The following is a 25,320-nucleotide window of genomic DNA, read 5'->3' as shown; positions in this document are numbered from 1 at the left end:
CAGTGCCGGGGTGCACGATGGGTGACATGACCGGCTCCGCTCTCGACGCCTTCTCGCCCGCGACCCGCAGTTGGTTCGCCGGTGCCTTCAGCGCGCCCACCGCCGCGCAGGAAGGCGCCTGGCGGGCCATCGGCGAGGGCAGCGACGTGCTGGTGGTCGCCCCGACCGGCTCCGGCAAGACCCTGGCCGCGTTCCTGGCCTCGCTGGACCGGCTGGCCGCCGAGCCTCCGCCCGCCGAGGCGAAGAAGCGCTGCCGAGTGCTGTACGTGTCCCCGCTCAAGGCCCTGGCGGTCGATGTCGAACGCAACCTCCGCTCCCCGCTGACCGGCATCCGCCAGGAGTCGGTGCGCCTGGGCCTGCCGGAGCCGGAGGTCCGGGTGGGCATCCGGTCCGGCGACACCCCGCCCGCCGAGCGGCGCTCCCTGGTGACCAGGCCGCCGGACATCCTGATCACCACACCCGAGTCGCTGTTCCTGATGCTCACCTCCTCGGCCCGGGACGCGCTGGCCGGCGTCGAGACGGTGATCCTCGACGAGGTGCACGCCGTGGCGGGCACGAAGCGCGGAGCCCATCTCGCGCTGTCCCTGGAGCGCCTGGACGAGCTGCTGCCGAGGCCCGCTCGGCGGATCGGCCTCTCCGCGACGGTCCGCCCGGTCGGCGAGGTGGCCCGCTTCCTCTCGCCGCAGCGGAAGGTGGAGATCGTCCAGCCGCCGTCCGCGAAGGAGTTCGACCTCTCGGTGGTCGTCCCGGTCGAGGATCTGGGCGAGCTGGGCGGCTCTCCCGCCACCGACGGCGACTCCGGCCAGGCGGAGAAGCCCTCGATCTGGCCGCATGTCGAGGAGCGCATCGCCGATCTCGTCCAGTCGCACCGCTCCACCATCGTCTTCGCCAACTCCCGGCGGCTGGCGGAGCGGCTCTGCAACCGGCTCAACGAGATCGCCTACGAGCGGGCGACCGGCACCGCGTTCGATCCGGACGACCCGGCGCCCGCACTGCCGGAGGCTCACGCCCCGGCGGAGATCATGGCCCAGTCCGGCGCGGGCCGGGGCGCGCCGGCCCTGCTGGCCCGCGCCCACCACGGCTCGGTCTCCAAGGAGCAGCGCGCCCAGGTCGAGGAGGACCTCAAGGCCGGACGGCTGCCGGCCGTGGTGGCGACCTCCAGTCTGGAGCTCGGCATCGACATGGGCGCGGTCGACCTGGTGATCCAGGTGGAATCGCCGCCCTCCGTCGCCTCGGGGCTGCAACGGGTGGGGCGGGCCGGCCATCAGGTGGGCGCGGTCTCCACCGGCGTGGTCTTCCCGAAGTACCGGGGCGATCTGGTGCAGGCGGCGGTGGTGACGGAGCGGATGCGCGAAGGAGCCATCGAAGCGCTGCGCATCCCGTCCAATCCGCTGGACGTGCTCGCCCAGCAGCTGGTCGCCATGGTGGCGCTGGACACCTGGCAGGCGGACGACCTGCTGGCTCTGATCCGCCGGGCGGCCCCCTTCGCCTCGCTCCCCGAATCCGCGTTCAGCGCCGTGCTCGACATGCTCGCCGGACGTTATCCCTCCGACGCCTTCGCGGAGTTGCGTCCCCGGGTGGTGTGGGACCGGATCGCCGGCACGGTCACGGGCCGCCCCGGCGCCCAGCGGCTGGCCGTCACCTCGGGCGGCACGATCCCGGACCGGGGCCTGTTCGGGGTCTTCCTGGCCGGCGCCGACCCGAAGAAGGGCGGGGGCCGGGTCGGCGAGCTGGACGAGGAGATGGTCTACGAGTCGCGGGTCGGCGACGTCTTCACGCTGGGCACCACGTCGTGGCGGATCGAGGACATCACCCGCGACCGGGTCCTGGTGTCGCCCGCGCCGGGCGTCCCGGGAAGGCTGCCGTTCTGGAAGGGCGACCAGTTGGGGCGCCCGCTGGAGCTGGGCCGGGCCCTGGGCGCCTTCCTGCGCGAGGTCGGCGCCCTGTCCGAGGAGGACGCCCGGCTGCGCCTGCTGGCCGCCGGGCTCGACGCCTGGGCCTCGGACAACATCCTGGCCTACCTGGACGAGCAGCGCCGGGCGTGCGGCCACGTCCCGGACGACCGGACGATCCTGGTCGAGCGGTTCCGGGACGAGCTGGGCGACTGGAGGGTCGTCGTCCACTCCCCGTTCGGGGCGCAGGTGCACGCTCCCTGGGCGCTGGCCCTGTCGGCGCGGCTGGGCGAGCGGTACGGCATGGACGCCCAGGTGATGCACGCCGACGACGGCATCGTGCTGCGGCTGCCGGACGCCGACCTGATGGGCCTGGATCTGCTGGACTTCGACGCGCCCGCCCCGGAGGCGGCGGGCGGCGGAGGACCGGAGCGCGGGACCGCGCCGCCGGCCGCCGGATTCGGCGGCGGCGACCAGCCTCCCGTCGGAGCGTCCGACGTGCTCTTCGACCAGGGCGAGGTCCAACAGATCGTCACCGACCAGGTGGGCGGCTCGGCGTTGTTCGCCGCCCGGTTCCGGGAGTGCGCGGCCCGGGCCCTGCTGCTGCCGCGCCGCTCCCCCGGCAAGCGCACACCGCTCTGGCAGCAGCGCCAGCGTGCCTCCCAGCTGCTCCAGGTCGCCTCCGAGTTCGGCTCGTTCCCGATCGTGCTCGAAGCCGTCCGCGAGTGCCTTCAGGACGTGTTCGACGTCCCCGGACTCACCGAGCTGATGGGCGATCTGGAGGCCCGCCGCGTCCGGCTGGTCGAGGTCACCACACAGGAGCCCTCGCCGTTCGCGCGCTCCCTCCTGTTCGGTTACGTCGCACAGTTCCTCTACGAGGGCGACTCACCGCTCGCCGAGCGGCGGGCGGCGGCGCTGTCCCTGGACTCCCACCTCCTGGCCGAGCTGCTGGGCCAGGCGGAGCTGCGCGAGCTGCTGGACCCGGAGGTGCTGACCGAGCTGGAGCGGGAGCTCCAGTGGCTCACCGAGGACCGCCGGATCAAGGACGTCGAGGGGGTCGCTGACCTGTTGCGCGTGCTGGGTCCGCTGAGCGACGCCGAGCTCGCCGAGCGGGGCGCCGAGCCGTCCTGGGCGCCGGAGCTGGCCGCGGCCCGGCGCGCCATCCAGGTGCGCATCGCCGGTGCGGACCACTGGGCGGCCGTCGAGGACGCGGGCCGGCTGCGGGACGCGCTGGGCACCGCCCTGCCCGTCGGCGTGCCCGAGGCGTTCACCGAACCGGTGAAGGACCCCCTCGGCGACCTCCTGGCCCGCTACGCCCGAACGCACGGCCCCTTCACCGCGGCCCGGGCAGCCGAACGCTTCGGACTGGGCACGGCCGTCACCGACGGAGCACTGCGGCGGCTGGCCGCCTCCGGAAGGACCGTCCAGGGCGAGTTCCACCCGGCGGGCATCGGCCAGGAGTGGTGCGACGCCACGGTGCTGCGCCGGCTGAGACGGCGCTCGCTGGCGGCGCTCCGCCAGGAGCTGGAGCCGGTGCCGCCCGCCGCTCTCGCCTCGTTCCTCCCCCAGTGGCAGCATCTCGCGGACAGCGGTCTGCGCGGCATCGACGGCCTGGCCCGCGCCGTCGAACAGCTCCAGGGAGCCCCCGTCCCGGCCTCGGCCCTGGAGAAGCTGATCCTGCCGAGCCGGGTCACCGGCTACACCCCGGCCATGCTCGACGAGCTGACGACCACCGGAGAGGTCGTCTGGGCCGGTGCGGGTGCGCTGCCGGGCAAGGACGGCTGGGTCTCGCTCTATCCGGCCGACAGCGCGCCCCTGCTGCTGCCCACGGCGCATCCGCTGGAGCTGTCGGCGCTGCACGAGTCCGCCCTCACCGCCCTCTCCGGCGGTTACGGCCTGTTCTTCCGCCAGATCGCCGACCGGGTGCGGGCCACGACGCACCCCGACTGCACCGACCAGCAGCTCGCCGACGCCGTATGGGATCTGGCCTGGTCGGGGCGGCTCACCAACGACACGCTCGCCCCGCTGCGCTCGCTCCTCGGTTCCGGGCGGACGGCGGGCGCCACCGCGCACCGGGCCCGGCGCAGTGTTCCGCGCGGGCGCTACGGCTCCCTGACCGCCGCCGCCCGGCCCGCGTCCCGTAGCGGCCCGCCGACCGTCTCGGGGCGCTGGTCGCTGCTGCCCGCCCGCGAGCCGGAGCCGACCCACCGGGCCCACGCCCTGGCCAGGACTCTTCTGGACCGGCACGGCGTGGTCACCCGCGGAGCGGTGCAGGCCGAGGGGGTGGAGGGCGGCTTCTCCGCGGCGTACCGCGTCCTCGCCGCCTTCGAGGACAACGGGCAGGCGCGGCGCGGTTACGTGGTCGAGGGGCTGGGCGCCGCCCAGTTCGCGATGGACGGCGCGGTGGACCGGCTGCGGGCGGCGTCCACGGCCCGGGACCGCCGCGATCCCGGCGCCCCGCCCGTCGCCCTGGTCCTCGCCGCGGCCGACCCGGCGAACGCGTACGGTGCCGCGCTGCCCTGGCCGGAGTCACCGGACGGCGCCGGGCACAAGCCCGGCCGGAAAGCGGGGGCGCTCGTGGTCCTCGTCGACGGCGAGCTCACTCTCTACATGGAGCGCGGCGGCAAGACGCTGCTCGCCTGGCCCTCCGACCCCGAATCCCCCGCACTGCGGGCAGCCGCCGAGGCGCTGGCGGCCTCCGCACGGGTCGGAGCGCTCGGCACGGTGACGGTCGAGCGGACCAACGGCGTCTCCTCCCTCACCTCTCCGCTCGGCCGCGCCCTGGAGGCCGCCGGGTTCCTCGCCACCCCGAGAGGGCTGCGGCTGCGCGCCTGAGCCCCGCGCGGTCGTCGCCGACCCGACATCATGGAGGCATGCCCGAAGGAGACACCGTCCTACAGACCGCCGCGCGTCTGCACGCCGCGCTGGCGGGGCGGGTGCTGACCCAGGCCGATCTGCGCGTCCCCCGGTTCGCCACCGCCGACCTCGTCGGCCGCACGGTCCTGGACGTCACCGCCCGCGGCAAGCACCTTCTGACCCGGATCGACGGCGGCCTCACGCTGCACAGCCACCTCCGGATGGACGGAGCCTGGCGGGTGTACGCGGCGGGCGAGCGCTGGCGCGGCGGTCCGGGGCACCAGATCCGTGCCGTCCTCGGCAATACCGAGCACACCGCCGTCGGCTACCGGCTCCCCGTGCTCGAACTGCTGCGCACCGCGGACGAGCAGCAGGTCGTCGGGCACCTCGGGCCCGACCTCCTGGGCCCGGACTGGGATCCCGCCCTCGCCCTGGAACGGCTCCTCGCCACGCCGGACCGCCCGCTCGGCGAGGCACTGCTGGACCAGCGCAACCTCGCGGGCATCGGCAACGTCTACAAATGCGAGCTGTGCTTCCTGGCCCGGGTCACCCCCTGGCTGCCCGTCGCCGCCCTCCCCGACGGCGTCCTCGCACTCCTGGTCACCGCGGCCGAACGACTGCTCCACGCCAACCGCGACCGCCTCGCGCGCACCACCACCATCCCCGCCGAACTACGGGCCCGGCCCACCGCTGCCCCGGCGGCGGGCGCCTCCTCCGGAAGCCGCCGCACACCGCCGCCGCGCGTCCAGGAGCGGCTGTACGTCTACGGCCGGGCCCACCGCCCCTGCCTGCGCTGCGGAGCCACGATCCGCGCGGCCGACCAGGACGACCGCCCCACCTACTGGTGCCCCGGCTGCCAGTCGGGACCGACTCCCTGACACCACGCCAGTTGACGCACCGTCAGATCTGGTCGTACGGTCCCGTCATGGGTCTGTCCGCGTACGACCTCACGGGCCGCTCGGCGTTCGTCACCGGCGCGGCGAGCGGCATCGGCAGGGCGAGCGCCGAACTTCTGGCGGAGGCCGGCGCGATCGTCCACTGCGCCGACCGCGACGAGGAGGGCCTGCGCCGCACGTACGAACTCATCACCGCCACGGGCCGCAGCGCCCGCAGCCACCCGCTCGACGTCACCGACCGCGGGCAGGTCCGCGACGCCGTCCGCGCGGCAGGAGGCGTCGACATCCTGGTCGCCTCGGCCGGCGTCATGCACACCAGCAGCGTCCTGGAGACCCGGGACGAGGATCTGGCCCGAGTACTGGCGGTCAACTTCTCCGGAGTGCTGTACGCCTGCCAGGAGGTAGCCCGCGACATGATCGCTCGCTCGGTCCCGGGATCCCTGATCACGATGGCGTCCGGAGCCGTGGACTCCGCCGTCGCCGGCCTGCTCTGCTACAGCGCGGCGAAGGCCGCCGTGGTCCAGCTCACCAGGACGCTCGCCACCGAACTGGGGCCGTACTCCATACGAGTGAACGCGGTCGCCCCGGGCTGGATCCGTACGCCGATGAACGGCATGCACGACACCGACGGGCGCCGGCCGAGCGGAGACGGCGCCGGCGGCCACGGCGGCGGCGGCGGACGGCCGACGGCCGACGGCCGGGCCGGAGCGCGACCGGCGCGGGACCGGCAGCCGGGAGGCCGGACCCGATCCCGAGCGGAAGCGGCGCACGGAAGCGGTCATGGCCCGGTTGTCGCCCCTGGGCCGGGTCGGCGAGCCGGAGGACGTGGCGCACACGGTGCTGCACCTGGCATCCGACGCCTCCTCCTTCACGACCGGCCAGATCCTCCGCCCGAACGGCGGCGTGGCCATGCCCTGGTAGGCCGCGCACCGCTGCTCACCGGCCGCCGCCAGGCCCTCACGTGCACGGGCAGCAGGCTCAGCCCCCAGCCGCCCGCCGCCACCGCGCCCTCCACCACCCCGGCACGATCCGGCTCCAGGACGAGCCGCAGCACCGCCCACCACCACAGACCGCCGAGGACCAGCGCCGGCACCCATCGCCATCCCATGGCTGCCTCCCGCGACCGACGTCGTTTCCGGCAGTTTCCCCTGGCACCCACCTCACTGCATCCAGAGGCGGAGAGACCGGAAGCGGGAGCGGGCCGCGACCAGGACCCACCACAGAAGAGGTCAAGGAGGCCAGGAAGACCGGGAAGACCCACGCACCAGTGCCCCCGCCGTCACGGCGGGGGCACTGCGGCACTACTGCTCCTGCTGCGGGGCTGTCAGTCGTCGTCCCGGCGGAGCGAGTCCTTGACGCCCTTGGCGCGGTCGCCGACCTCGTCCACCTTGTCCTTGGCTCCGGCCCTGGCCTGGTCGGCCTTGCCCTCGGACTCCTTGCGGCGGTCGCCGGTGAGCTTGCCGACGGCCTCCTTGCCCTTGCCCTTGAGCTTGTCCACGGCGTTGTCCTTACCGCTCATGATCTCGCTTCCTTCCGCTCAGGCGCTCTCGGCCTGGAACATCCAGGCGTGCTTCTCCAGGTCCGCCGTCAGTGCGATCAGGATGTCCTGGGTGACGGGATCCGGCTCGTCGGTCACCTCGATACGCTCCCGCATCCGGCTGATGACCACGCCCAGGGCGTCCACGAGGGCCCGCACCGCGTCGGTGTCCTTGATCCAGCCGTCCGGCGCGGACCGGATGGCGGTCTCCTTCGCGATGGTTCCCGAGCGTCCGTCGGGGTTGACGCCGAGGGCCGATGCGCGTTCGGCGACCGTGTCGGAGTGCTGCCGCGCCGTGACCACGACATCGTCGAGTTGGAGGTGCACCGACCTGAAGCGCGGTCCGACCACGTTCCAGTGGACCTGCTTGGCCACGAGGGAGAGGTCCACCAGGTCGACGAGCGCGCCCTGAAGCGCGCCTCCGACGAGCTTGAGATCGCTCTCGGACAACGGGCTCTTCACCACAGACATGCACTTCTCCATCCGTCATGCGTCCTGCTGAACGTCGTCAGGCTTGTCGCTGACCGTTTCCGTGCACCATCTACGATGGCACATATGAACTAAAACGGTCATGTTGGCCTTGACCTCCGCCTGCCCGCTTCACGGCTTCTCACACACGAGAATCCCGGCCGGCCCCAGTGGGGCCGACCGGGATTCCGGTCGAGCACGTGCCGCGCTGATCAGGCGGCGACGACGTCCACCGCTTCCGCGGGCGCCTTGATCGTCACCCGGCCCGACGGCACACCTGCCACCGAAGAGACGGAGACGGAGTTGAGCATGGGGCGCACCGGTACTGGTACCGGATCACTGGCTGCCGCCGACTCGGCCAGCTCAGCGAGCGAGAGCTCGTCGCTCACCTCACGCATGAGTTCGGACATCCGTACGTCAAGCGCGTCGCAAATCGCGGAGAGCAGCTCGGAGGATGCCTCCTTCTGCCCCCGCTCCACCTCGGAGAGATAACCGAGCGAGACCCGGGCGGACGAGGAGACTTCGCGCAGAGTACGGCCTTGGCGCTGGCGCTGCCGACGCAGCACGTCACCCAGCAGGCGACGGAGCAGAATCATCGGTGGCTCCCTCCTCGGACCGCGTAGCCGCATCCTTCACGCCCTACCGTACCGCCTTGTGCTGCGGCGGTGCGGGGCGCGATGTCGTGTTCACTCAGGGCTGTAAACATCAAATCCCCCCGTAGTGTTCCGTATCCTGTGCCCGCGCGTTTCCGCCGAGTTCGCCCGCGAGCAGTTCGAGGACGCTTCGCACACTCTCTCGACGGATTTCCGCCCTTCCACCATTCAACCGCAGCTCGGACACTTTCTCGACGTCCAAAGGTCCCGAGACCGCGACGTAGACCGTGCCCACGGGCCGGCCGTCCTGCTCCTGCGGACCCGCGACGCCCGTGGTGGCGATGCCCCAGTCCGCGTCGAGGACACGGCGCACCCCGGCCGCCATCTGCCGCGCGACCTCGGCGTCCACCGCTCCGCGCCGGGCCAGCAGGCTCCCGTCGACGCCGAGCACATCCCTCTTGAGGTGCGTCGCGTACGCCGTCACGGACCCCTTGAAGCAGGCCGAGGCTCCGGCGACGGACGTGAGTTCCGCCGCCACCAGGCCGCCGGTCAGGGACTCGGCGACAGCCAGCGTCTCGCCGCGCTCCACCAGCGTCCGCAGCACACGGGCGGCGTCCGTCACCGCTCGGCTTCCGCGGCGTCGCGCGCCTCGGCGGCCTCTCGGTCCTCCCCGCGCCCGGATGCCGTCCCGGAGCCGCCCCGGCCCGTGCCGCCCGTCGCGCGGTGCGGGCGGAGGGCGGGCGTCACCGCGGTGGACCCGCCGGCCGCGGGAGTCCGCACAGCCCCGGCAGCTCCCGCGGCCCCGGCGTCCCCGACGGCGCCGAGCGCCTCGGCCGCCTCCTGGAGCGCCTGCGCGGCCCGCGCGGCGGCCACGCGCTCCGCGGCGATGCCCAGCCGGCGCAGCACGACGGCCTGGCGGACGTAGTCGAGCCCGGTGACGACCGTCAGTGCCACGGCGATCATCATCACCCAGAAGCGCAAGGTGGCCAGCGGGCCGGTGAGCACCAGGACGTACATCCCGACCGCCGTTCCCTGGGCCAGCGTCTTGAGCTTCCCGCCGCGGCTGGCCGGGATCACCGCGAGCCGGATCACCCAGAACCGCATGAGCGTGATGCCCAGCTCACGGGCGAGGATCACGCCGGTGATCCACCAGGGCAGGTCGCCGAGGAGGGACAGGCAGACGAGGGCCGCGCCCATGATCGCCTTGTCGGCGATCGGGTCGGCGATCTTCCCGAAGTCCGTGACCAGGTTGTACGTCCGCGCCAGATGGCCGTCGAACAGGTCGGTGATCATCGCCACGGCGAAGGCCGCCCAGGCGAAGGAGCGCCAGACCGGGTCGTATCCGCCGTTGTGGAGCAGCAGCAGGACGAAGGCCGGGACGAGCAGCAGACGCACCATGGTCAGGATGTTGGCGATGTTCCACAGGCCGGCCTGGTTGACGGCCGCAGGGCCCAGCTCGCCGCCGCGGACCGGTTTCGCGCCGGTGCCGCCTGCCGCGGATGCCGGGACTCCCGTCATCTGGCTACCTCCGCAAGCTCGTGGTGTTCGGCCACCAGGTCGACGCCCTCGGTGCCCACTGCCTTTGCCTCGACCATACGGCCCGGTACGAGTCCCTCGCGTGTGGTGAAGACCACCTGCCCGTCCGTTTCGGGGGCCTGGTGGGCGGCGCGGCCGATCGCGACCTCGCCGTCCTCCTCCGATTCGACCGACTCCACGAGGACCTGGAGCGTCTCGCCGACCCGCTCCTCGGCCCGCTGGGAGGTCAGTTCCTCGGCCAGCTGGGAGATGTGGGCGAGCCGCTCGGCGATGACGTCGGCATGCAGCTTGTTCTCGTAGCCGACGGCCTCGGTGCCCTCCTCGTCCGAGTAGCCGAAGACGCCGATGGCGTCGAGCCGCGCACCGGTGAGGAAGCGTTCCAGCTCGGCGAGGTCGGCCTCGCTCTCGCCGGGGAAGCCGACGATGAAGTTGGACCGCGCACCCGCCTCGGGGGCCTTGCTCCGGATGGTGTCCAGCAGCTCCAGGAAGCGGTCGGTGTCGCCGAAGCGGCGCATCGCGCGGAGCACGCCGGGGGCGGAGTGCTGGAAGGAGAGGTCGAAGTACGGGGCGACCTTCGGCGTCGAGGTGAGGACGTCGATGAGTCCGGGGCGCATCTCGGCGGGCTGGAGGTAGCTGACCCGGATCCGCTCGATCCCGTCCACGTCGGCCAGCTCCGGCAGCAGGGTCTCCAGGAGCCGGATGTCGCCGAGGTCCTTGCCGTAGGAGGTGTTGTTCTCGGAGACGAGCATGACCTCCTTGACGCCCTGCTCGGCCAGCCAGCGGGTCTCCTGGAGGACGTCCGAGGGCCGTCGCGAGATGAACGAGCCGCGGAAGGAGGGGATGGCGCAGAAGGAGCAGCGGCGGTCGCAGCCGGAGGCCAGCTTCACCGAGGCGACGGGGCTGGTGCCGAGCCGGCGGCGCAGCGGCGCGCGCGGTCCGGAGACCGGTGCGACGCCCGCGGGAAGGTCCTCGGGCGCCGGGGCGGGCGCCTCCTGCGCGTGGCCGGGGAGCGCGACGGCCGCGTCCTGCCGTTCGGCGGGGCTGATCGGCAGCAGCTTGCGGCGGTCGCGGGGGGTGTGCGAGGCGTGGATGCCGCCGTTGAGGATCGTCTGGAGCCGGTCGGAGATGTCGGCGTAGTCGTCGAAGCCGAGGACGCCGTCCGCCTCGGGCAGGGCCTCGGCGAGGTCCTTGCCGTAGCGCTCGGCCATGCAGCCGACGGCGACGACGGCCTGCGTGCGGCCGTGGTCCTTCAGATCGTTCGCTTCGAGCAGGGCGTCGACGGAGTCCTTCTTGGCGGCTTCGACGAACCCACAGGTGTTGACGACTGCGACATCCGCGTCGGAGGCATCCTCGACGAGGTCCCAGCCGTCCGCTGCCAAGCGGCCTGCAAGCTCCTCCGAGTCCACCTCGTTACGGGCGCAGCCAAGAGTGACAAGGGCGACGGTACGGCGTTCGGGCATGGACTCAAGACTACTTCGTCCCGCGGACCGCCCCGCCGTGCAGGGTTGCCTGTGCTCAAGGCGACGCCCCGCCCGCCCCGCCCGGCGCGGGGACGCGGACCGGGAGAGCGGACGGATACGCCGACGGGCGCCCGGCAGGAGACCGGGCGCCCGTCGGCGCGGTGCGGCGGGGCCGCGGGCGGCCGGAGGATCAGCCCGCCTCGGGGTCGCCCTTGGTGTAGGAGAGCCGCTCGACCTGGCCCGGTGCGAACCGGTCCTGGACCTTCTTGCCGTTCACGAAGAGCTCGATCGCACCGGCGTCGCCGAGCACGAGGTCGACGCGCTCCTTGTCCTGGAAGGTCTTGGACTCGCCCCGGAGCAGCAGCCCGTCGAAGAGCAGCCGTCCGTTGTGGTCCTTGGCGGAGATCCAGCTCTTGCCCCGGTCGGCGCTGAGCTTGACCGTCACCTTGTCCCGGGGGGCGGCGGCGATGGCGCTCTCGGAGGGCACGGGCTCGGGGTCGGCCGGCTTGGTCGCCGGCGGTTTGCTGGTGGACTTGTCGGGGGTCGAGCCTTCCGCGACCTGCGCGGTGTTCGCCGGTTCGTCGTCGCCGCTGAAGAGCGTGAAGCCGACGAAGCCGACCACGGCGACGATGGCCGCGACCATGGCCGCGGTCCAGTTGGGCCGCCGGGGCTCGGACCGGATGCGTTCGGCTTCGAACAGCGGCGCCGCGGGGGTCGGCGCCGGACGTCCGCCGTGCTCGTCGTCGTACTGCTCGATCAGCGGTTCCGGATCGATGCCGACGGCGCGGGCGAACATGCGGATGTGGCCGCGTGCGTAGACGTCGCCGCCGCAACGCGAGAAGTCGTCCTCCTCCAGCGCGTGCACGATGGGGATGCGCACCCTGGTGGAGCTGCTGACTTCCTCGACCGTCAGACCTGCGGCGATACGAGCCTGCTGAAGGGCACGACCGATCGAAGGCCGGTCGTCTTCGGGGGAGTTGCCGATGGACACGGGGGCGCCTTTCGAGCGTGAGCCACCTGCTGGATGTTCAGTCTAGGGGGGGTACGAAAGGGTGGGGCAACCGGGAGCGACGACTTTGTACGCCATCGGGTTCGCCGGACGGCCCCGCGGACCGCTCCACGGACGGAGCAGAGGCGGAGCACGGCCCCGGCCGAGGACTGGGCACCCTGGAGTGGGCCGATCAGGGGGTGGGACAGCGGAATGGGCCGGAGGGCGGAGCATGGTTCCGCCCCTCCCTTCAACTTGACGTGCGACCGTACGAAACGGTTGCCCACGAAACCTTTACGGAGCGGCTTCCCCGCGGATGACCGCCAACGCCCCGTCCAGTTCGTCCGGCTTCACCAGGACGTCGCGCGCCTTGGACCCTTCGCTGGGTCCGACGATGTTGCGCGACTCCATCAGGTCCATCAGCCGGCCCGCCTTGGCGAAGCCGACCCGGAGCTTGCGCTGGAGCATCGAGGTGGACCCGAACTGGGTGGAGACGACCAGTTCGGCGGCCTGGCACAGCAGGTCGAGGTCGTCGCCGATGTCCTCGTCGATCTCCTTCTTCTGCTTCGTGCCCACCACGACGTCGTCGCGGAAGACCGGGGCCATCTGGTCCTTGCAGTGCTGGACGACGGCGGCCACCTCGTCCTCCGTGACGAAGGCTCCCTGCATACGGGTGGGTTTGTTGGCCCCCATCGGGAGGAACAGCCCGTCGCCCTTGCCGATGAGCTTCTCGGCCCCGGGCTGGTCGAGGATGACGCGGCTGTCGGCGAGGGAGGAGGTGGCGAAGGCGAGCCGGGAGGGCACGTTCGCCTTGATCAGTCCGGTCACGACGTCGACCGAGGGGCGCTGGGTGGCGAGCACCAGGTGGATGCCGGCGGCGCGGGCCAACTGGGTGATGCGGACGATGGAGTCCTCGACGTCGCGCGGGGCGACCATCATCAGGTCGGCCAGCTCGTCGACGATCACCAGCAGGTACGGATACGGCGACAGCACCCGCTCGCTGCCCTCGGGCGCCTTGGCCTTGCCGCTGCGCACGGCGTGATTGAAGTCGTCGATGTGCCGGTAGCCGTAGGCGGCGAGGTCGTCGTAGCGCAGGTCCATCTCGCGCACCACCCACTGGAGCGCTTCGGCGGCCTTCTTGGGGTTGGTGATGATCGGCGTGATCAGGTGCGGGATGCCCTCGTACGCGGTGAGCTCGACGCGCTTGGGGTCGACCAGGACCATCCGGACGTCCTCGGGGGTGGCCCGCACCATCACCGAGGTGATCAGGCAGTTGATGCAGGAGGACTTGCCGGATCCGGTGGCGCCGGCGACCAGGACGTGCGGCATCTTGGCGAGGTTGGCCATCTCGTAGCCGCCCTCGACGTTCTTGCCGAGCGCCACGAGCATCGGGTGGTCGTCCTCGGCCGCGTCGGCGAGGCGCAGCACGTCGCCGAGGTTGACCATCTCGCGGTCGGAGTTGGGGATCTCGATGCCGACGGCGGACTTCCCCGGGATGGGCGAGATGATGCGCACGTCCGGACTGGCCACCGCGTAGGCGATGTTCTTGGTGAGCGCGGTGATCTTCTCGACCTTCACGGCCGGGCCCAGCTCGATCTCGTAGCGGGTGACCGTCGGGCCCCGGGTGAAACCGGTGACGACGGCGTCGACCTTGAACTCGGTGAACACGTTCGTCAGCGAGCTGACGACGGCGTCGTTGGCTGCGCTGCGGGTCTTGCCGGGGCCGCCGCGCTCCAGCAGGTCGAGCGAGGGCAGCGAGTAGGTGATGTCGCCGGAGAGCTGAAGCTGCTCGGCGCGCGCGGGCAGGGCCCCGGTCCGCTCGGGAACGGGCTTGGTCAGATCGGGTACGCCCGCGGCGGGGACGCCGGGCTTCCCGCCGCCGCGGGCCTTGTCGCCGCCGCCGCGGCCCGTGTCCGGCCCGTCCCCGCGCTCGCCCCCGCGCGCTCCGGGCACCGGCGTGCCGGTCCGCTCGCGGTCCGCCGAGACGCCCTGGGTCAGGTCGGCGACGACCGGTGAGGGCGGCATGCCGTTGAGCACGGCCCCGTCGAGCGCAGCGGCGGCGGCTGCCGCGACGTCGACGGCGTCCAGCGGACGGTTCATCGCGGGCTGCGCGGCGGGCCTGCGGGGCCGCCCGCGGCGGGTGGGGGCCTCCGCCTCGGCCTCGTCGTGGGCCGCCTCCGGGTCCGAGCCGCGCGGCAGACCGCGCCGGGTGCGCTCGGGCAGGGCCTCGCTCCACTGCTCGTCGTAACGCCCGTCGTAGCGCTCGTCGTCGTCCTCGTACGCGCTCGGCGCTTCGTAGGCCGGTTCCACGATGCCGAGCCGGACGCCGAGCTGCCGCAGCCGCCGGGGGATCGCGTTGACCGGGGTCGCGGTGACGACGAGCAGGCCGAAGACGGTCAGCAGCACCAGCAGCGGTACGGCGAGCACTTCGCCCATCATGAAGATCAGCGGTTGGGACGAGGCCCAGCCCACCAGACCGCCGGCGTCCTGCATCGCCTCGGTGCCGTCCTCGCGCCCCGGCGAACCGCAGGCGATGTGGACCTGTCCGAGAACGCCGACGACGAGCGCGGACAGCCCGATGACGATACGGCCGTTGGCCTCCGGCCGCTCCGGATAGAGGATCAGCCGGACCGCCATCGCGCCGAGCAGTATCGGGGCCAGCAGGTCGAGCCGGCCGAACGCGCCGGTCACCAGCATCTCGACGAGGTCGCCGACGGGGCCCTGGAGGTTGGACCAGGTGCCGGCGGCCACGATGAGCGACAGGCCGAGCAGGAGGAGGGCGAGGCCGTCCTTGCGGTGGGCGGGGTCGAGTCCCTTCGCTCCGCGCCCTATGGAGCGCAGCACCGCGGCGACGCCGTGCGCGGCGCCCAGCCAGACGGCGCGGACCAGCCGGTACACGCCTCCGGTGGGGGACGGCGCGGGCTTGGGCGGCTTTCTGACCGCCGCCTTCTTCACCGGAGGTTTCCTCGCGGAGGGCTTCCTGCCGGGCGCGGCCGTCTTCTTCGGCGCGGTCTTCCTGGCGGGCGCGGCTTTCTTCGCCGGGCCCGGAGTACGGCCGGCGCTCTTCGCGGTGCCCGCCGTGCCCTGGGAACCCTTGCCGGACGTACGTGAGGCCATGGGGCCGAGGTTACCGCTGTCCACGCCCGTGAACACGTTCGCCTACTGGTTCACCCGACCGTGTCGCCGCGCGGCTGCGGGGAACTGACGCGCGCTCACCGCACGGAGGCATCCACCGCACCGTCCCTCGCCATCTGTCCCCGTCCCGCCCCGGCCGCACGACGGCATCCGGAGCCGGCGGTCGCGGCCCGCTCCGGCGTACGCCCCCGACGCAGGGAAGCGGCCCGCGCGGAGACAGGCGGGCGTGCGCCGTCAGTTCTGCGCGGGCAGCACACCCGTGCCGCCGCCCGTGCCCGGCTCCAGCGCGTCGAGCGCGCGGCGCAGGCCGGTGAGCTTGCGTTCGAGGTGGGCCGCCGTGGCGACGGCCGCCGCGTCCGCGGACTCGTCGTCGAGCTGCTTGGAAAGCGCCTCCGCCTGCTCCTCGACCGCCGCGAGCCGGGCGGAGAGCTCGGCGAGCAGACCGGCCGGCTCCTTCTCGTGCGCGCCGGCTCCGTGACCGCCGCCTTCGAGCTGGAGCCGCAGCAGCGCGGCCTGCTCGCGCAGCTGACAGTTCTTCATGTAGAGCTCGACGAAGACCGAGACCTTGGCGCGGAGCACCCATGGATCGAACGGCTTCGAGATGTAGTCCACCGCGCCGGCCGCGTACCCCCGGAAGGTGTGGTGCGGACCGTGGTTGATCGCGGTGAGGAAAATGATCGGGATGTCCCGGGTCCGTTCCCGTCGCTTGATGTGCGCGGCGGTTTCGAAACCGTCCATGCCCGGCATCTGGACGTCCAGCAGAATGACCGCGAAGTCGTCCGTGAGCAGCGCTTTGAGCGCCTCCTCCCCTGACGATGCCCGGACCAGTGTCTGATCGAGCGCAGAGAGGATGGCCTCCAGCGCCAGCAGATTCTCCGGCCGGTCATCGACCAGGAGGATCTTGGCCTTCTGCACCATGGCCCGCCCTCCTCGCCCCGGAAATGCACCGGGTGCCGCCCCAGGGGACGACTCCCTTACGCCGTCCGTCCTTGTGCCGGTCATGGTAGCCGCACCCCGCCCGTCGCCACACCCTGTCACCGCGATGTCACTGTGCACATACCGCAAACGCGGTCGGAGACGTGAAGGTTCCCCGGATGCAGCGCGTTCACACCAGTCCGGGCACAGTCGGTCAACAAATCACTACCTTTCGTTCAATTTTCGATCACTCTCCGTGCATCCATCGCTCCATCACGGCCAACAGATGATCAGGGTCGACCGGTTTCGTCACATAGTCGGAAGCCCCGCAGTCGATGGCCTTCTCTCGGTCGCCCTTCATCGCCTTGGCGGTCAGAGCGACGATCGGCAGACCGGCGAACTGCGGCATCCGCCGGATCGCCGTCGTGGTCGCGTAACCGTCCATCTCGGGCATCATGATGTCCATCAGTACGACCGTCACGTCGTCGTGCTGCTCCAGGACTTCGATGCCCTCGCGGCCGTTCTCCGCGTACAGCACCGCCAGCCCGTGCTGCTCCAGCACGCTGGTGAGCGCGAAGACGTTGCGGATGTCGTCGTCGACGATGAGCACCTTCTCGCCGCGGAACCGGAACGTCCGCCGGGGCTCCGGCTCCTCAGCCGAGCCCTGGCCTCCCTGCACCCACTCCTCCTGCGGGACGCTCTCCCCCACCGGCCGGCCGGCCGCCGGCAGCGCGGGCCTCCGTGCCGCGTCCGCGAGGGCCTTGCGCCGGCGCCGGAAGACCCCGGCCGAGTTGGCCGGATCCCCGAACGGGGCCTGCCCGGCGCCCTGCTGATCCGGTGCCAGGCCGCCGTCCGGCCCGCCCAGCAGCTCGGCGGAACCGGAACCGGGTCCCGCCGTCTGCGGGTAGCCCGGCGGCGGCAGCTCGGCGCGGTGCAGCGGCAGGTACAGCGTGAAGGTCGACCCCCGGCCCGGCTCGCTCGCCGCGTGGATCTCACCGCCGAGCAGTCGCGCGATCTCCCGGCTGATCGAGAGCCCGAGACCGGTTCCGCCGTACTTGCGGCTCGTCGTGCCGTCCGCCTGCTTGAACGCCTCGAAGATCACCAGCATCTTGCTGGACGCGATCCCGATCCCGGTGTCGGTGACCGAGAACGCGATCAGATCGGCGTCCGCGTCGCGCAGCGAACCGGACTCCAGCAGGTGTTCGCGGATCGCGTTCGGCACGTCCGCGCCGGCCGGCCGGATCACCAGCTCCACCGCGCCCGAGTCGGTGAACTTCACCGCGTTGGACAGCAGGTTGCGCAGCACCTGGAGCAGCCGCTGCTCGTCGGTGTGCAGCGTGGCCGGAAGCTCCGGCGAGACCCGTACGGAGAAGTCGAGCCCCTTCTCCGCGGTGAGCGGCCGGAAGGTCGCCTCGACGTAGTCGACCAACTGGACCAGCGCGATCCTGGTCGGGCTGACGTCCATCTTGCCCGCCTCGACCTTCGACAGGTCGAGGATGTCGTTGATCAGCTGGAGCAGGTCGGACCCGGCCCCGTGGATCGTCTCGGCGAACTCGACCTGCTTCGGCGACAGGTTGCCCTCGGCGTTGTCGGCGAGCAGCTTGGCCAGGATCAGCAGCGAGTTGAGCGGCGTGCGCAGCTCGTGCGACATGTTCGCCAGGAACTCCGACTTGTAGCGCATCGAGACGGCCAGCTGCTCGGCGCGCTCCTCCAGGACCTGCCGCGCCTCCTCGATCTCGGTGTTCTTCACCTCGATGTCCCGGTTCTGCTGGGCCAGCAGCTCGGCCTTCTCCTCCAGTTCCGCGTTGGATGCCTGGAGCGCCTTCTGCCGGTTCTCCAGCTCCTGCGAGCGGTCGCGCAGTTGCTCGGTCAGCTCCTGGGACTGCTCCAACAGCTTCTCCGTCTTGGTGTTGACGCTGATCGTGTTGACGCTCGTCGCGATCATCTCGGCCAGCTGGTTGAGGAAGTCCCGCTGGATGTGCGTGAACGGCTGGAACGAGGCGAGTTCGATCACGCCGAGGACCTTGCCCTCGAAGAGCACCGGCAGCACGATCACATGGGCCGGAGGAGCCTCGCCGAGACCGGAGGAGATCTTCAGGTATCCCGGCGGCACGTTGTCCACCTGGATCGTCCGCTTCTCCTCCGCCGCCGTCCCGATCAGCGTCTCGCCGGGCCGGAAGGACGTCGGCATCGAACCGGCCGAGTAGCCGTAACTCCCCCGCATCCGCAGCTCGTACGAGCCGTCCTCGCCGTTGTCCGGGCCGACCTCGTCGGAGTCGCCGGGAGACATCGCCAGGAAGAACGCGCCGTGCTGCGCCGACACCACCGGCGTCAGCTCGCTCATGATCAGCGACGCCACGTCGTCCAGATCGCGCCGCCCCTGCATCAGGCCCGAGATCCGGGCGAGGTTGCCCTTGAGCCAGTCCTGCTCCTTGTTGGCCAGCGTCGTGTCGCGCAGGTTCGCGATCATCGTGTTGATGTTGTCCTGGAGGACCTGGATCTCGCCGGCCGCGTCCACGTCGATCTTCAGGTTCAGATCGCCGCGCGTCACCGCGGTGGCGACGGCCGCGATGGCGCGCACCTGCCGGGTCAGGTTCCCGGCCATCTCGTTCACCGACTCGGTCAGGTCCCGCCAGGTGCCGTCGACGTCCCTCACCCGCGCCTGGCCGCCCAGCTGGCCCTCGGTGCCCACCTCGCGGGCCACCCGCGTCACCTGTTCGGCGAACGAGGACAACTGGTCGACCATCGTGTTGATGGTGTTCTTCAGCTCCTGGATCTCACCGCGCGCGTCGATGTCGATCTTCTTGGTCAGGTCACCCTTGGCGATGGCGGTGGTCACCGTCGCGATCTGGCGCACCTGGCCGGTCAGGTTGGAGGCCATCGAGTTCACCGACTCGGTGAGGTCCTTCCAGGTCCCGGAGACGCCCGGCACCCGCGCCTGGCCGCCCAGCTCGCCCTCCGTGCCCACCTCGCGGGCCACCCGCGTCACCTCGTCGGCGAACGACGACAGCGTCGTCACCATCGTGTTGACGGTGTCGGCCAGCTCCGCGACCTCGCCGCGCGCCTCGACGGTGACCTTCTTCGTGAGGTCGCCGGTGGCGACCGCGGAGGAGACCCGGGAGATGTTGCGCACCTGGCTGGTCAGGTTGTTGGCCATCAGGTTGACGTTGTCGCTGAGGTCCTTCCAGATGCCGGTCGCCCCGCGCACCCGCGCCTGACCGCCGAGGATGCCCTCGGTGCCCACCTCGCGCGCCACCCGCGTGACCTCGTCCGCGAAGTTCAGCAGCTGGTCGACCATCGTGTTGACGGTCGTGACCAGTTCGAGGATCTCGCCCTTGGCGTCGACGGTGATCTTCTTGGAGAGGTCGCCCTTGGCGACCGCGGTGGTGACCTCTGCGATGTTGCGGACCTGGAGCGTCAGGTTGTTCGCCATGCCGTTGACGGACTGGGTGAGGTCCTTCCAGGTGCCCGAGACGCCCTGCACCTCGGCCTGGCCGCCGAGAATGCCCTCCGTGCCCACTTCCCGCGCCACCCGCGTCACCTGCTCGGCGAAGTTCGAGAGCTGGTCGACCATGGTGTTGAGGGTGTTCTTCAGCTCCAGGATCTCGCCCCGGGCGTCCACGTCGATCTTCTGCGACAGGTCGCCGCGCGCCACCGCCGTCGCGACCTGCGCGATGTTGCGGACCTGAGCGGTGAGGTTCCCCGCCATGCCGTTCACCGAGTCGGTCAGGTCACGCCACACCCCGGCCACGCCGGGCACCTGCGCCTGACCACCGAGCCGCCCGTCCGTGCCCACCTCGCGGGCCACCCGGGTCACCTGCTCGGCGAAGGCCGAGAGCTGGTCGACCATCGTGTTGATGGTGTTCTTCAACTCCAGGATCTCGCCCCGGGCGTCCACGTCGATCTTCTGCGACAGGTCGCCCCGCGCCACCGCCGTCGTCACCTGGGCGATCTGGCGCACCTGGGACGTCAGGTTGCCCGCCATGAAGTTGACGGAGTCGGTGAGCTCCTTCCACGTACCGGAGACGCCGTCGACGCGCGCCTGACCGCCGAGACGGCCCTCGGTGCCCACGTCCCGGGCCATCCGCGTCACCTGGTCGGCGAACGAGGACAACTGCGCCACCATCGTGTTGACGGTGTTCTTCAGCTCCAGCATCTCCCCGGCCACGTCCACGGTGACCTTCTGCGACAGGTCCCCGTTGGCGACCGCCGTCGTCACCTGCGCGATGTCGCGCACCTGACCGGTGAGGTTGCGGAACGCGGTGTTCACCGAGTCCGTCAGGTCCTTCCACGTCCCGGCCGCTCCGGGCACCTCGGCCTGACCGCCGAGCCGCCCCTCGACACCGACCTCCCGCGCCACCCGGGTCACCTCGGAACCGAAGGACTGGAGCTGGTCCACCATCGTGTTGACGGTGTTCTTCAGCTCCAGCATCTCCCCGGCCACGTCGACCGTGACCTTCTGCGACATGTCGCCGCTGGCCACCGCCGTCGTCACCTGCGCGATGTCGCGCACCTGCGTGGTCAGGTTCCGGAAGACCGTGTTCACCGAATCGGTGAGGTCCTTCCACGTACCCGCGGCCCCCGGCACCTGGGCCTGCCCGCCGAGCAGCCCCTCGCCGCCGACCTCGCTCGCCACCCGGGTGACCTCGTCCGCGAACGTACGGAGCGTCTCGGTCATCTGGTTGATCGTCTCGGCGAGCTGGGCGACCTCGCCGCGGGCGCTCACCGTGACCTTCTGGGACAGGTCCCCGTTGGCGACCGCCGTCGTCACCTCGGCGATACCGCGTACCTGGGACGTGAGGTTGCCCGCCATCGTGTTGACGGAGTCGGTGAGGTCCTTCCACACCCCGGCCACGCCCGGCACGGTCGCCTGCCCGCCCAGCTCGCCCTCCGTACCCACCTCTCGGGCGACACGCGTCACCTCGGAGGAGAACGAGGAGAGCTGGTCCACCATCGTGTTCACGGTGTTCTTCAGCTGAAGCATCTCGCCGGCCACGTGGACGGTGACCTTCCGCGACAGATCGCCCTTGGCGACCGCCGTCGTGACCAGCGCGATGTCGCGCACCTGGGCGGTGAGCCGGTACGCCATGGTGTTGACGGAGTCGGTGAGGTCCTTCCACGACCCGGACATCCCGCGCACCTGCGCCTGCCCGCCGAGCTTGCCCTCGGTGCCCACCTCGACCGCTACGCGCGTCACCTGCTCGGTGAAGACCGACAGCTGGTCGACGAGGTTGTTGACCGTACGGGCGACCTTCAGGAACTCGCCGCGCAGGGGCCGCACCGTCTCGTCCGTGGTGTGCGACCGCAGCTCCATCCGCTGCTCCAGATCACCGTCGGCGACCGCCGACAGGACCCGTCCCACCTCGGAGACCGGACGCGCGAGATCGTCGACGAGATCGTTGGAGGCGTCGATCGCCGCCGCCCAGGAACCCTCGCAGGCCCCCGTCTCCAGCCGCTCCGTGAGCTTGCCCTCACGCCCCACCACCCGCCGCACCCGCGCCAGCTCGCCCGTGAGATGCAGGTTGCGGTCGGCGACCTCGTTGAAGACCGCCGCGATCTCCGTCATCACGCCGTCGCCCGAGACGGTGAGCCGCCTGCGGAAGTTGCCGTCCCGCATCGCCGCCAGGCCCGCGAGCAGTCTGTTCAGAGCTGCCGCGTCCACTTCGACGGTGCCATTGCGCTGCTTTTTCACGGACTGCCCGCCTCTTGTACGCGTTCCTGACCCCCGCGCCGCCACGCCAGACTCCACCGTGTCCCTCCCGCAGGGGTTGACCGTTTCGCTCGGGCCTATCGGAAGCTTGCCCGGTTCCACTTTGGCTCACCGCCTCGGCCCACCGTCAAGGGGCGACCGGACGGCCGTCAAATCGTTGCAACGTACCAGGCCGGGGCCGGTCCGTGGGCGACCTCTCCCGGTTGCCCACCGTCCCCGCCTCGGGAGTCCATACTTGTGCGCCCGCACACCGCTCACGGTCCGTCCTGTCCCGATCTCGGCCCTCGTGTACCCGGCACCCCGGGCGAGCGTCTAGCCTGGCAAGGCGAATCGAAGCGGCGAGAATCGGGCACAGGACTCGGGGAAGCGACGAGACACCATATGGGGAGTGCTGTGATCACGGCGCGCGCGGCCGCCACCTTCGAACCGGTCGGGCGCTCGGTGGCGACCGCCCGCGCTTTTGTCCGGGACACGCTCCAGGGGTGGGGCTACACCGACGTCGTCGACGACGCCGTCGTCCTGACCAGCGAACTCGTCACCAACGCCGTGGTGCACGCGGGGACCGCGGCCGACGTGCTGTGCCTGCGCACCGAGGACGGCGTACGCGTCGAGGTCTCCGACCACTACCCGGAGCGGGAGGTCCCGCTCCGCAGCAGCGGCGTCGACTTCGGCAGCCCGGACCGCGAGAACGGCCGCGGACTGCTGCTCTGCGCCGCGCTGGCCACCCGCTGGGGCGTCGAGTACACACCCACGCGCAAGCACGTCTGGTTCCAGCTGGACCTGCCCGAGCGCCCCGTGGGCATCCGCTCCGCCGGCCCGGTGCTCCCTACCTCACTGCTGCCCGTCACGGACCAGCGCGTACGCGTGGCCGTCGTCCAGATGGACGGCACGGGCTCGATCGCCGCGTGGAACGAGGACGCCGCGTTCCTCTTCGGCCACGCGGCGGAGCAGGTCACGGGCAAGCAGCTGACCGACTTCGTCGCCTGGCCGCACACCCCGGGCACCAACACCGGGATCGCCGACGCCCTCCAGCTCTCCCGCTGGGAGGGCAGCTACGGCATCCGCGCGGCCGACGGACGGGTCACCCCCGTCTACGCCTCGCACCTGCGCGTCCGCGACACCGACGGCGAACCGTCCACGGTCTGCCTGCTCGTCCGCGACTACGAACGCGCCGTGCTCCAGTCTCCGGTCCGCGCCCCGGTCTCCGACACCGTCTCGGAGAACCGCGCCGCCGACCCGTTCGAGGTGTTCATCGGCTCTCCCGCACCCGACGATCTCGACGGACTGCTCCAGCGGACCGTCGAGCGGGCGCGCGACATGCTCGACGCCGACGCGGCCTTCCTGCTGCTCGCCACCGACGACGAGACGGAACTGGAGGTCCGGGCCACGACCGGCCTGCCCTCCGCCCGGCAGCGCTTCGCCCGGGTGCCCGTCGAGGCCGGCACCGGACGCTACGGCTCCGCCCGCATGCCGGCCGTCCACGAGGACCTGACCGCCGTCCCCGGGGCCGTCCCGCTCCTCACGGACACCGGGATGCGCTCGGTCGTCACCGTGCCGCTGAAGGTCGAGGGCCGCCTCACCGGCTCGCTCGGCGTCGCGGCCGAGGCGGCGGGCCGGTACACCAACGAGGAGGCCCTGCGCCTCCAGTTCGCCGCCGACCGCATCGCCCTCGCCGTGGAGTCGGCCCGGCTGGGCGAGCTGGAACGGCTGCGCCGCGGCTCCCTGTCCTTCCTCGTCGAAGCGTCGGACCTGCTGGCGGGCACGCTCGACCGGGACCAGACCCTGGCGCTCATGGCCCAGATGACGGTCCCCACGCTCGCGACCTGGTGCGCCGTCTACACGATCGCGGACCAGTCCTCCGACCCGTACCTCTCGTACGTGCTCCACGAGGACGAGGACCTCATCGACGGGATCAAGGCCCTGCTCTCGACGATCGACCCGCCGGACCCGGTCCCGACGCCGGGAGCCCGGGTCTGGACGGCGCCCTCGGAGGCGGGCCACCGGGCGGCGCTGCTCACCTCGACGCGCAGCCTGGACCGGGACGCTCCGCTGAGCATGAGCACGGCCACCCGCACCACGCTCGCCACGGCCCAGGCGGTCGGCGGCGAGACCGTCGTCCTGCCGCTGGTGGCCCGCAACCGGGTCATCGGCATGCTGACGCTCGGCAAGCCGTCGGACGACCACTTCCGCCAGGAGATCCTGGAGCTGGCAGAGGACCTGTCCCGCCGGGCCGCCCTGGCCCTGGACAACGCCCGCCTGTACTCGGAGCGCATGGCCATCAGCCAGTCCCTCCAGCGCAGCCTGCTGCCCCCGGGCCTCCCCGACGTCCCGAACGTCGAGATCGAGGTCATCTACCGGGCGGCGGGCGAGGGCAACGAGGTGGGCGGCGACTTCTACGACGTCTTCCCCATCCACGACGGCGCGTACGGCTTCGCCATCGGCGACGTCTGCGGTACGGGCCCCGAGGCCGCCGCCGTCACGGGGCTGGCCCGCCACGCCCTGCGCCTGCTCGCCCGCGAGGGCTTCGCCGGCCCCGCCGTCCTGGAGCGCCTGAACGCGGCGATCCTCGACGAGGGCGCCCGGAGCCGCTTCCTGACGCTCCTGTACGGCGAGCTGTGGCCCCAGGAGGACGGCAGCGCCCTCCTGAAGGTCGTCTGCGCCGGACACCCGCTGCCGCTGCGCCTTCGCCAGGACGGCACCGTGGAGGCCGCCGCGGAACCGCAGCCGCTGCTGGGCGTCATCGACGACCTGGATCTGTACGAGCAGGAGGTGACGCTCGACCCGGGCGACGTCCTCCTGTGCGTCACGGACGGCGTCACCGAACGCCGAGAGGGAACGCGCATGCTCGGCGACGACGGCCTGGCCGAAGTCCTCGCGACGTGTACGGGCCTGACGGCCGGCGCGGTCGCCGCCCGCATCCTGCGGGCCGTGGAGCGCTTCGCGGCCGAGCCCGCCTCGGACGACATGGCGATCCTGGCCATGCGCGTCCCGGAGCCGCCCCGCGTCTGAGACCGCCGTCTCCCCGACCCGGCACACGAGAAAGGCCCCCGCCGTACGGCGGGGGCCTTTCTCTTTCTTCTGAGCCCCAATGCGGAATCGAACCGCAGACCTTCTCCTTACCATGGAGACGCTCTACCGACTGAGCTATTGGGGCCTCGCTGCGCTGTGGCAACGAGGTAAACCATACACCGGATCCGAGGATGCTCATAACCACGCCGGCGCCTCTTTCCCCGGCCGCTCGCAGCCTCTTCGACCACCTTTCCCGACCCGTCCACCCCAACACCACCGCTGGCCCCGGATACGGCCCTGGATGCGAAGAGGCCCGGAACGCAGG

14 protein-coding genes, 1 tRNA gene and 2 pseudogenes are annotated in these 25,320 nt (G+C 71.7%); 5 read left to right on the top strand and 12 right to left on the bottom strand.

The annotated features are described in order from the left end of the window. Nucleotides 1–26: 26 nt before the first annotated feature. From EES43_RS22655 to EES43_RS31750, 4 genes and pseudogenes are all read left to right on the top strand, one after another. Nucleotides 27–4,727 (top strand): Lhr family helicase, encoded by a 4,701-nt coding sequence (locus EES43_RS22655; RefSeq protein ID WP_124270407.1) that lies wholly within the window; start codon nucleotides 27–29, stop codon nucleotides 4,725–4,727. Between the two features lie 38 nt (nucleotides 4,728–4,765). Continuing rightward, a complete protein-coding gene (locus EES43_RS22650) occupies nucleotides 4,766–5,626 on the top strand; it encodes an Fpg/Nei family DNA glycosylase (protein WP_124270406.1) in 861 nt (286 codons plus the stop codon). 47 nt (nucleotides 5,627–5,673) lie between these two features. Then, a pseudogene (locus EES43_RS31755) lies at nucleotides 5,674–6,252 on the top strand (SDR family oxidoreductase); the annotation flags it as partial. A gap of 157 nt (nucleotides 6,253–6,409) precedes the next feature. After that, nucleotides 6,410–6,565 (top strand): annotated as a pseudogene (locus EES43_RS31750) (SDR family oxidoreductase); the annotation flags it as partial. Here EES43_RS31750 and EES43_RS31500 read toward each other — a convergent pair. The 11 genes from EES43_RS31500 to EES43_RS22585 form a co-directional block, all read right to left on the bottom strand. Beyond that, nucleotides 6,513–6,752, bottom strand: coding sequence for a hypothetical protein (locus EES43_RS31500; protein ID WP_124270405.1), 240 nt, complete (start codon nucleotides 6,750–6,752; stop codon nucleotides 6,513–6,515). The pseudogene EES43_RS31750 and the gene EES43_RS31500 sit on opposite strands and share 53 nt — an antisense overlap. 216 nt (nucleotides 6,753–6,968) lie before the next feature. Then, a complete protein-coding gene (locus EES43_RS22630; protein ID WP_124270404.1) occupies nucleotides 6,969–7,163 on the bottom strand; it encodes a CsbD family protein in 195 nt (64 codons plus the stop codon). A gap of 18 nt (nucleotides 7,164–7,181) precedes the next feature. After that, nucleotides 7,182–7,652 (bottom strand): Dps family protein, encoded by a 471-nt coding sequence (locus EES43_RS22625; protein ID WP_124270403.1) that lies wholly within the window; start codon nucleotides 7,650–7,652, stop codon nucleotides 7,182–7,184. Between the two features lie 209 nt (nucleotides 7,653–7,861). Further along, complete coding sequence (locus EES43_RS22620; protein ID WP_003965837.1) at nucleotides 7,862–8,245, bottom strand: helix-turn-helix domain-containing protein; 384 nt, start codon at nucleotides 8,243–8,245, stop codon at nucleotides 7,862–7,864. Nucleotides 8,246–8,354: 109 nt separating this feature from the next. After that, nucleotides 8,355–8,864 carry a CinA family protein gene (locus EES43_RS22615; RefSeq protein WP_124270402.1) on the bottom strand — a complete coding sequence of 170 codons (510 nt, stop codon included), beginning with the start codon at nucleotides 8,862–8,864 and terminating at the stop codon, nucleotides 8,355–8,357. Next, nucleotides 8,861–9,760, bottom strand: a complete 900-nt coding sequence (gene pgsA, locus EES43_RS22610; RefSeq protein WP_241192500.1) for a CDP-diacylglycerol--glycerol-3-phosphate 3-phosphatidyltransferase — start codon at nucleotides 9,758–9,760, stop codon at nucleotides 8,861–8,863. Before pgsA ends, EES43_RS22615 begins: the two co-directional genes overlap by 4 nt. Then, entirely contained in the window at nucleotides 9,757–11,238 is a 1,482-nt protein-coding gene (rimO, locus tag EES43_RS22605) for a 30S ribosomal protein S12 methylthiotransferase RimO (protein ID WP_124270401.1), read from the bottom strand. The genes pgsA and rimO overlap by 4 nt, the downstream gene beginning before the upstream one ends. Before the next feature lie 190 nt (nucleotides 11,239–11,428). After that, nucleotides 11,429–12,229 carry a helix-turn-helix domain-containing protein gene (locus EES43_RS22600; protein ID WP_124270400.1) on the bottom strand — a complete coding sequence of 267 codons (801 nt, stop codon included), beginning with the start codon at nucleotides 12,227–12,229 and terminating at the stop codon, nucleotides 11,429–11,431. Nucleotides 12,230–12,520: 291 nt separating this feature from the next. Beyond that, nucleotides 12,521–15,343 (bottom strand): DNA translocase FtsK, encoded by a 2,823-nt coding sequence (locus tag EES43_RS22595; RefSeq protein WP_124270399.1) that lies wholly within the window; start codon nucleotides 15,341–15,343, stop codon nucleotides 12,521–12,523. Nucleotides 15,344–15,595: 252 nt separating this feature from the next. After that, nucleotides 15,596–16,279: a response regulator gene (locus EES43_RS22590; RefSeq protein ID WP_124270398.1), complete on the bottom strand. Its 684-nt coding sequence runs from the start codon at nucleotides 16,277–16,279 to the stop codon at nucleotides 15,596–15,598. A 244-nt stretch (nucleotides 16,280–16,523) separates the two neighbouring features. Beyond that, on the bottom strand, nucleotides 16,524–21,968 hold the full coding sequence (locus EES43_RS22585; RefSeq protein ID WP_124270397.1) for a HAMP domain-containing protein: 5,445 nt from the start codon (nucleotides 21,966–21,968) through the stop codon (nucleotides 16,524–16,526). Nucleotides 21,969–22,367: 399 nt separating this feature from the next. Here EES43_RS22585 and EES43_RS22580 point away from each other — a divergent pair, with 399 nt between their 5' ends. Next, the gene (locus EES43_RS22580; RefSeq protein WP_124270396.1) at nucleotides 22,368–24,995 is read left to right on the top strand and encodes a SpoIIE family protein phosphatase; all 2,628 of its coding nucleotides are present in this window, start codon (nucleotides 22,368–22,370) and stop codon (nucleotides 24,993–24,995) included. Between the two features lie 72 nt (nucleotides 24,996–25,067). On the opposite strand, the gene EES43_RS22575 is transcribed toward EES43_RS22580, so the two are convergent. Then, nucleotides 25,068–25,140, bottom strand: a tRNA-Thr gene (locus EES43_RS22575). Nucleotides 25,141–25,320: the final 180 nt, after the last annotated feature.

Source organism: Streptomyces sp. ADI96-02 (assembly GCF_003846185.1).
Taxonomy (GTDB): Bacteria; Actinomycetota; Actinomycetes; order Streptomycetales; family Streptomycetaceae; genus Streptomyces.
The sequence above is the reverse complement of the archived record's forward strand: the minus strand, read 5'-3'. Positions and strand labels throughout refer to the sequence as shown.

Bases quoted from the DNA above. Each gene is read 5' to 3' on its own strand.
- EES43_RS22655 (WP_124270407.1), top strand. From the start codon at position 27: ATGACCGGCTCCGCTCTCGACGCCTTCTCGCCCGCGACCCGCAGTTGG.
- EES43_RS22650 (WP_124270406.1), top strand. From the start codon at position 4,766: ATGCCCGAAGGAGACACCGTCCTACAGACCGCCGCGCGTCTGCACGCC.
- EES43_RS31500 (WP_124270405.1), bottom strand. From the start codon at position 6,752: ATGGGATGGCGATGGGTGCCGGCGCTGGTCCTCGGCGGTCTGTGGTGG.
- EES43_RS22630 (WP_124270404.1), bottom strand. From the start codon at position 7,163: ATGAGCGGTAAGGACAACGCCGTGGACAAGCTCAAGGGCAAGGGCAAG.
- EES43_RS22625 (WP_124270403.1), bottom strand. From the start codon at position 7,652: ATGTCTGTGGTGAAGAGCCCGTTGTCCGAGAGCGATCTCAAGCTCGTC.
- EES43_RS22620 (WP_003965837.1), bottom strand. From the start codon at position 8,245: ATGATTCTGCTCCGTCGCCTGCTGGGTGACGTGCTGCGTCGGCAGCGC.
- pgsA (WP_241192500.1), bottom strand. From the start codon at position 9,760: ATGACGGGAGTCCCGGCATCCGCGGCAGGCGGCACCGGCGCGAAACCG.
- rimO (WP_124270401.1), bottom strand. From the start codon at position 11,238: ATGCCCGAACGCCGTACCGTCGCCCTTGTCACTCTTGGCTGCGCCCGT.
- EES43_RS22595 (WP_124270399.1), bottom strand. From the start codon at position 15,343: ATGGCCTCACGTACGTCCGGCAAGGGTTCCCAGGGCACGGCGGGCACC.
- EES43_RS22590 (WP_124270398.1), bottom strand. From the start codon at position 16,279: ATGGTGCAGAAGGCCAAGATCCTCCTGGTCGATGACCGGCCGGAGAAT.
- EES43_RS22580 (WP_124270396.1), top strand. From the start codon at position 22,368: ATGGGGAGTGCTGTGATCACGGCGCGCGCGGCCGCCACCTTCGAACCG.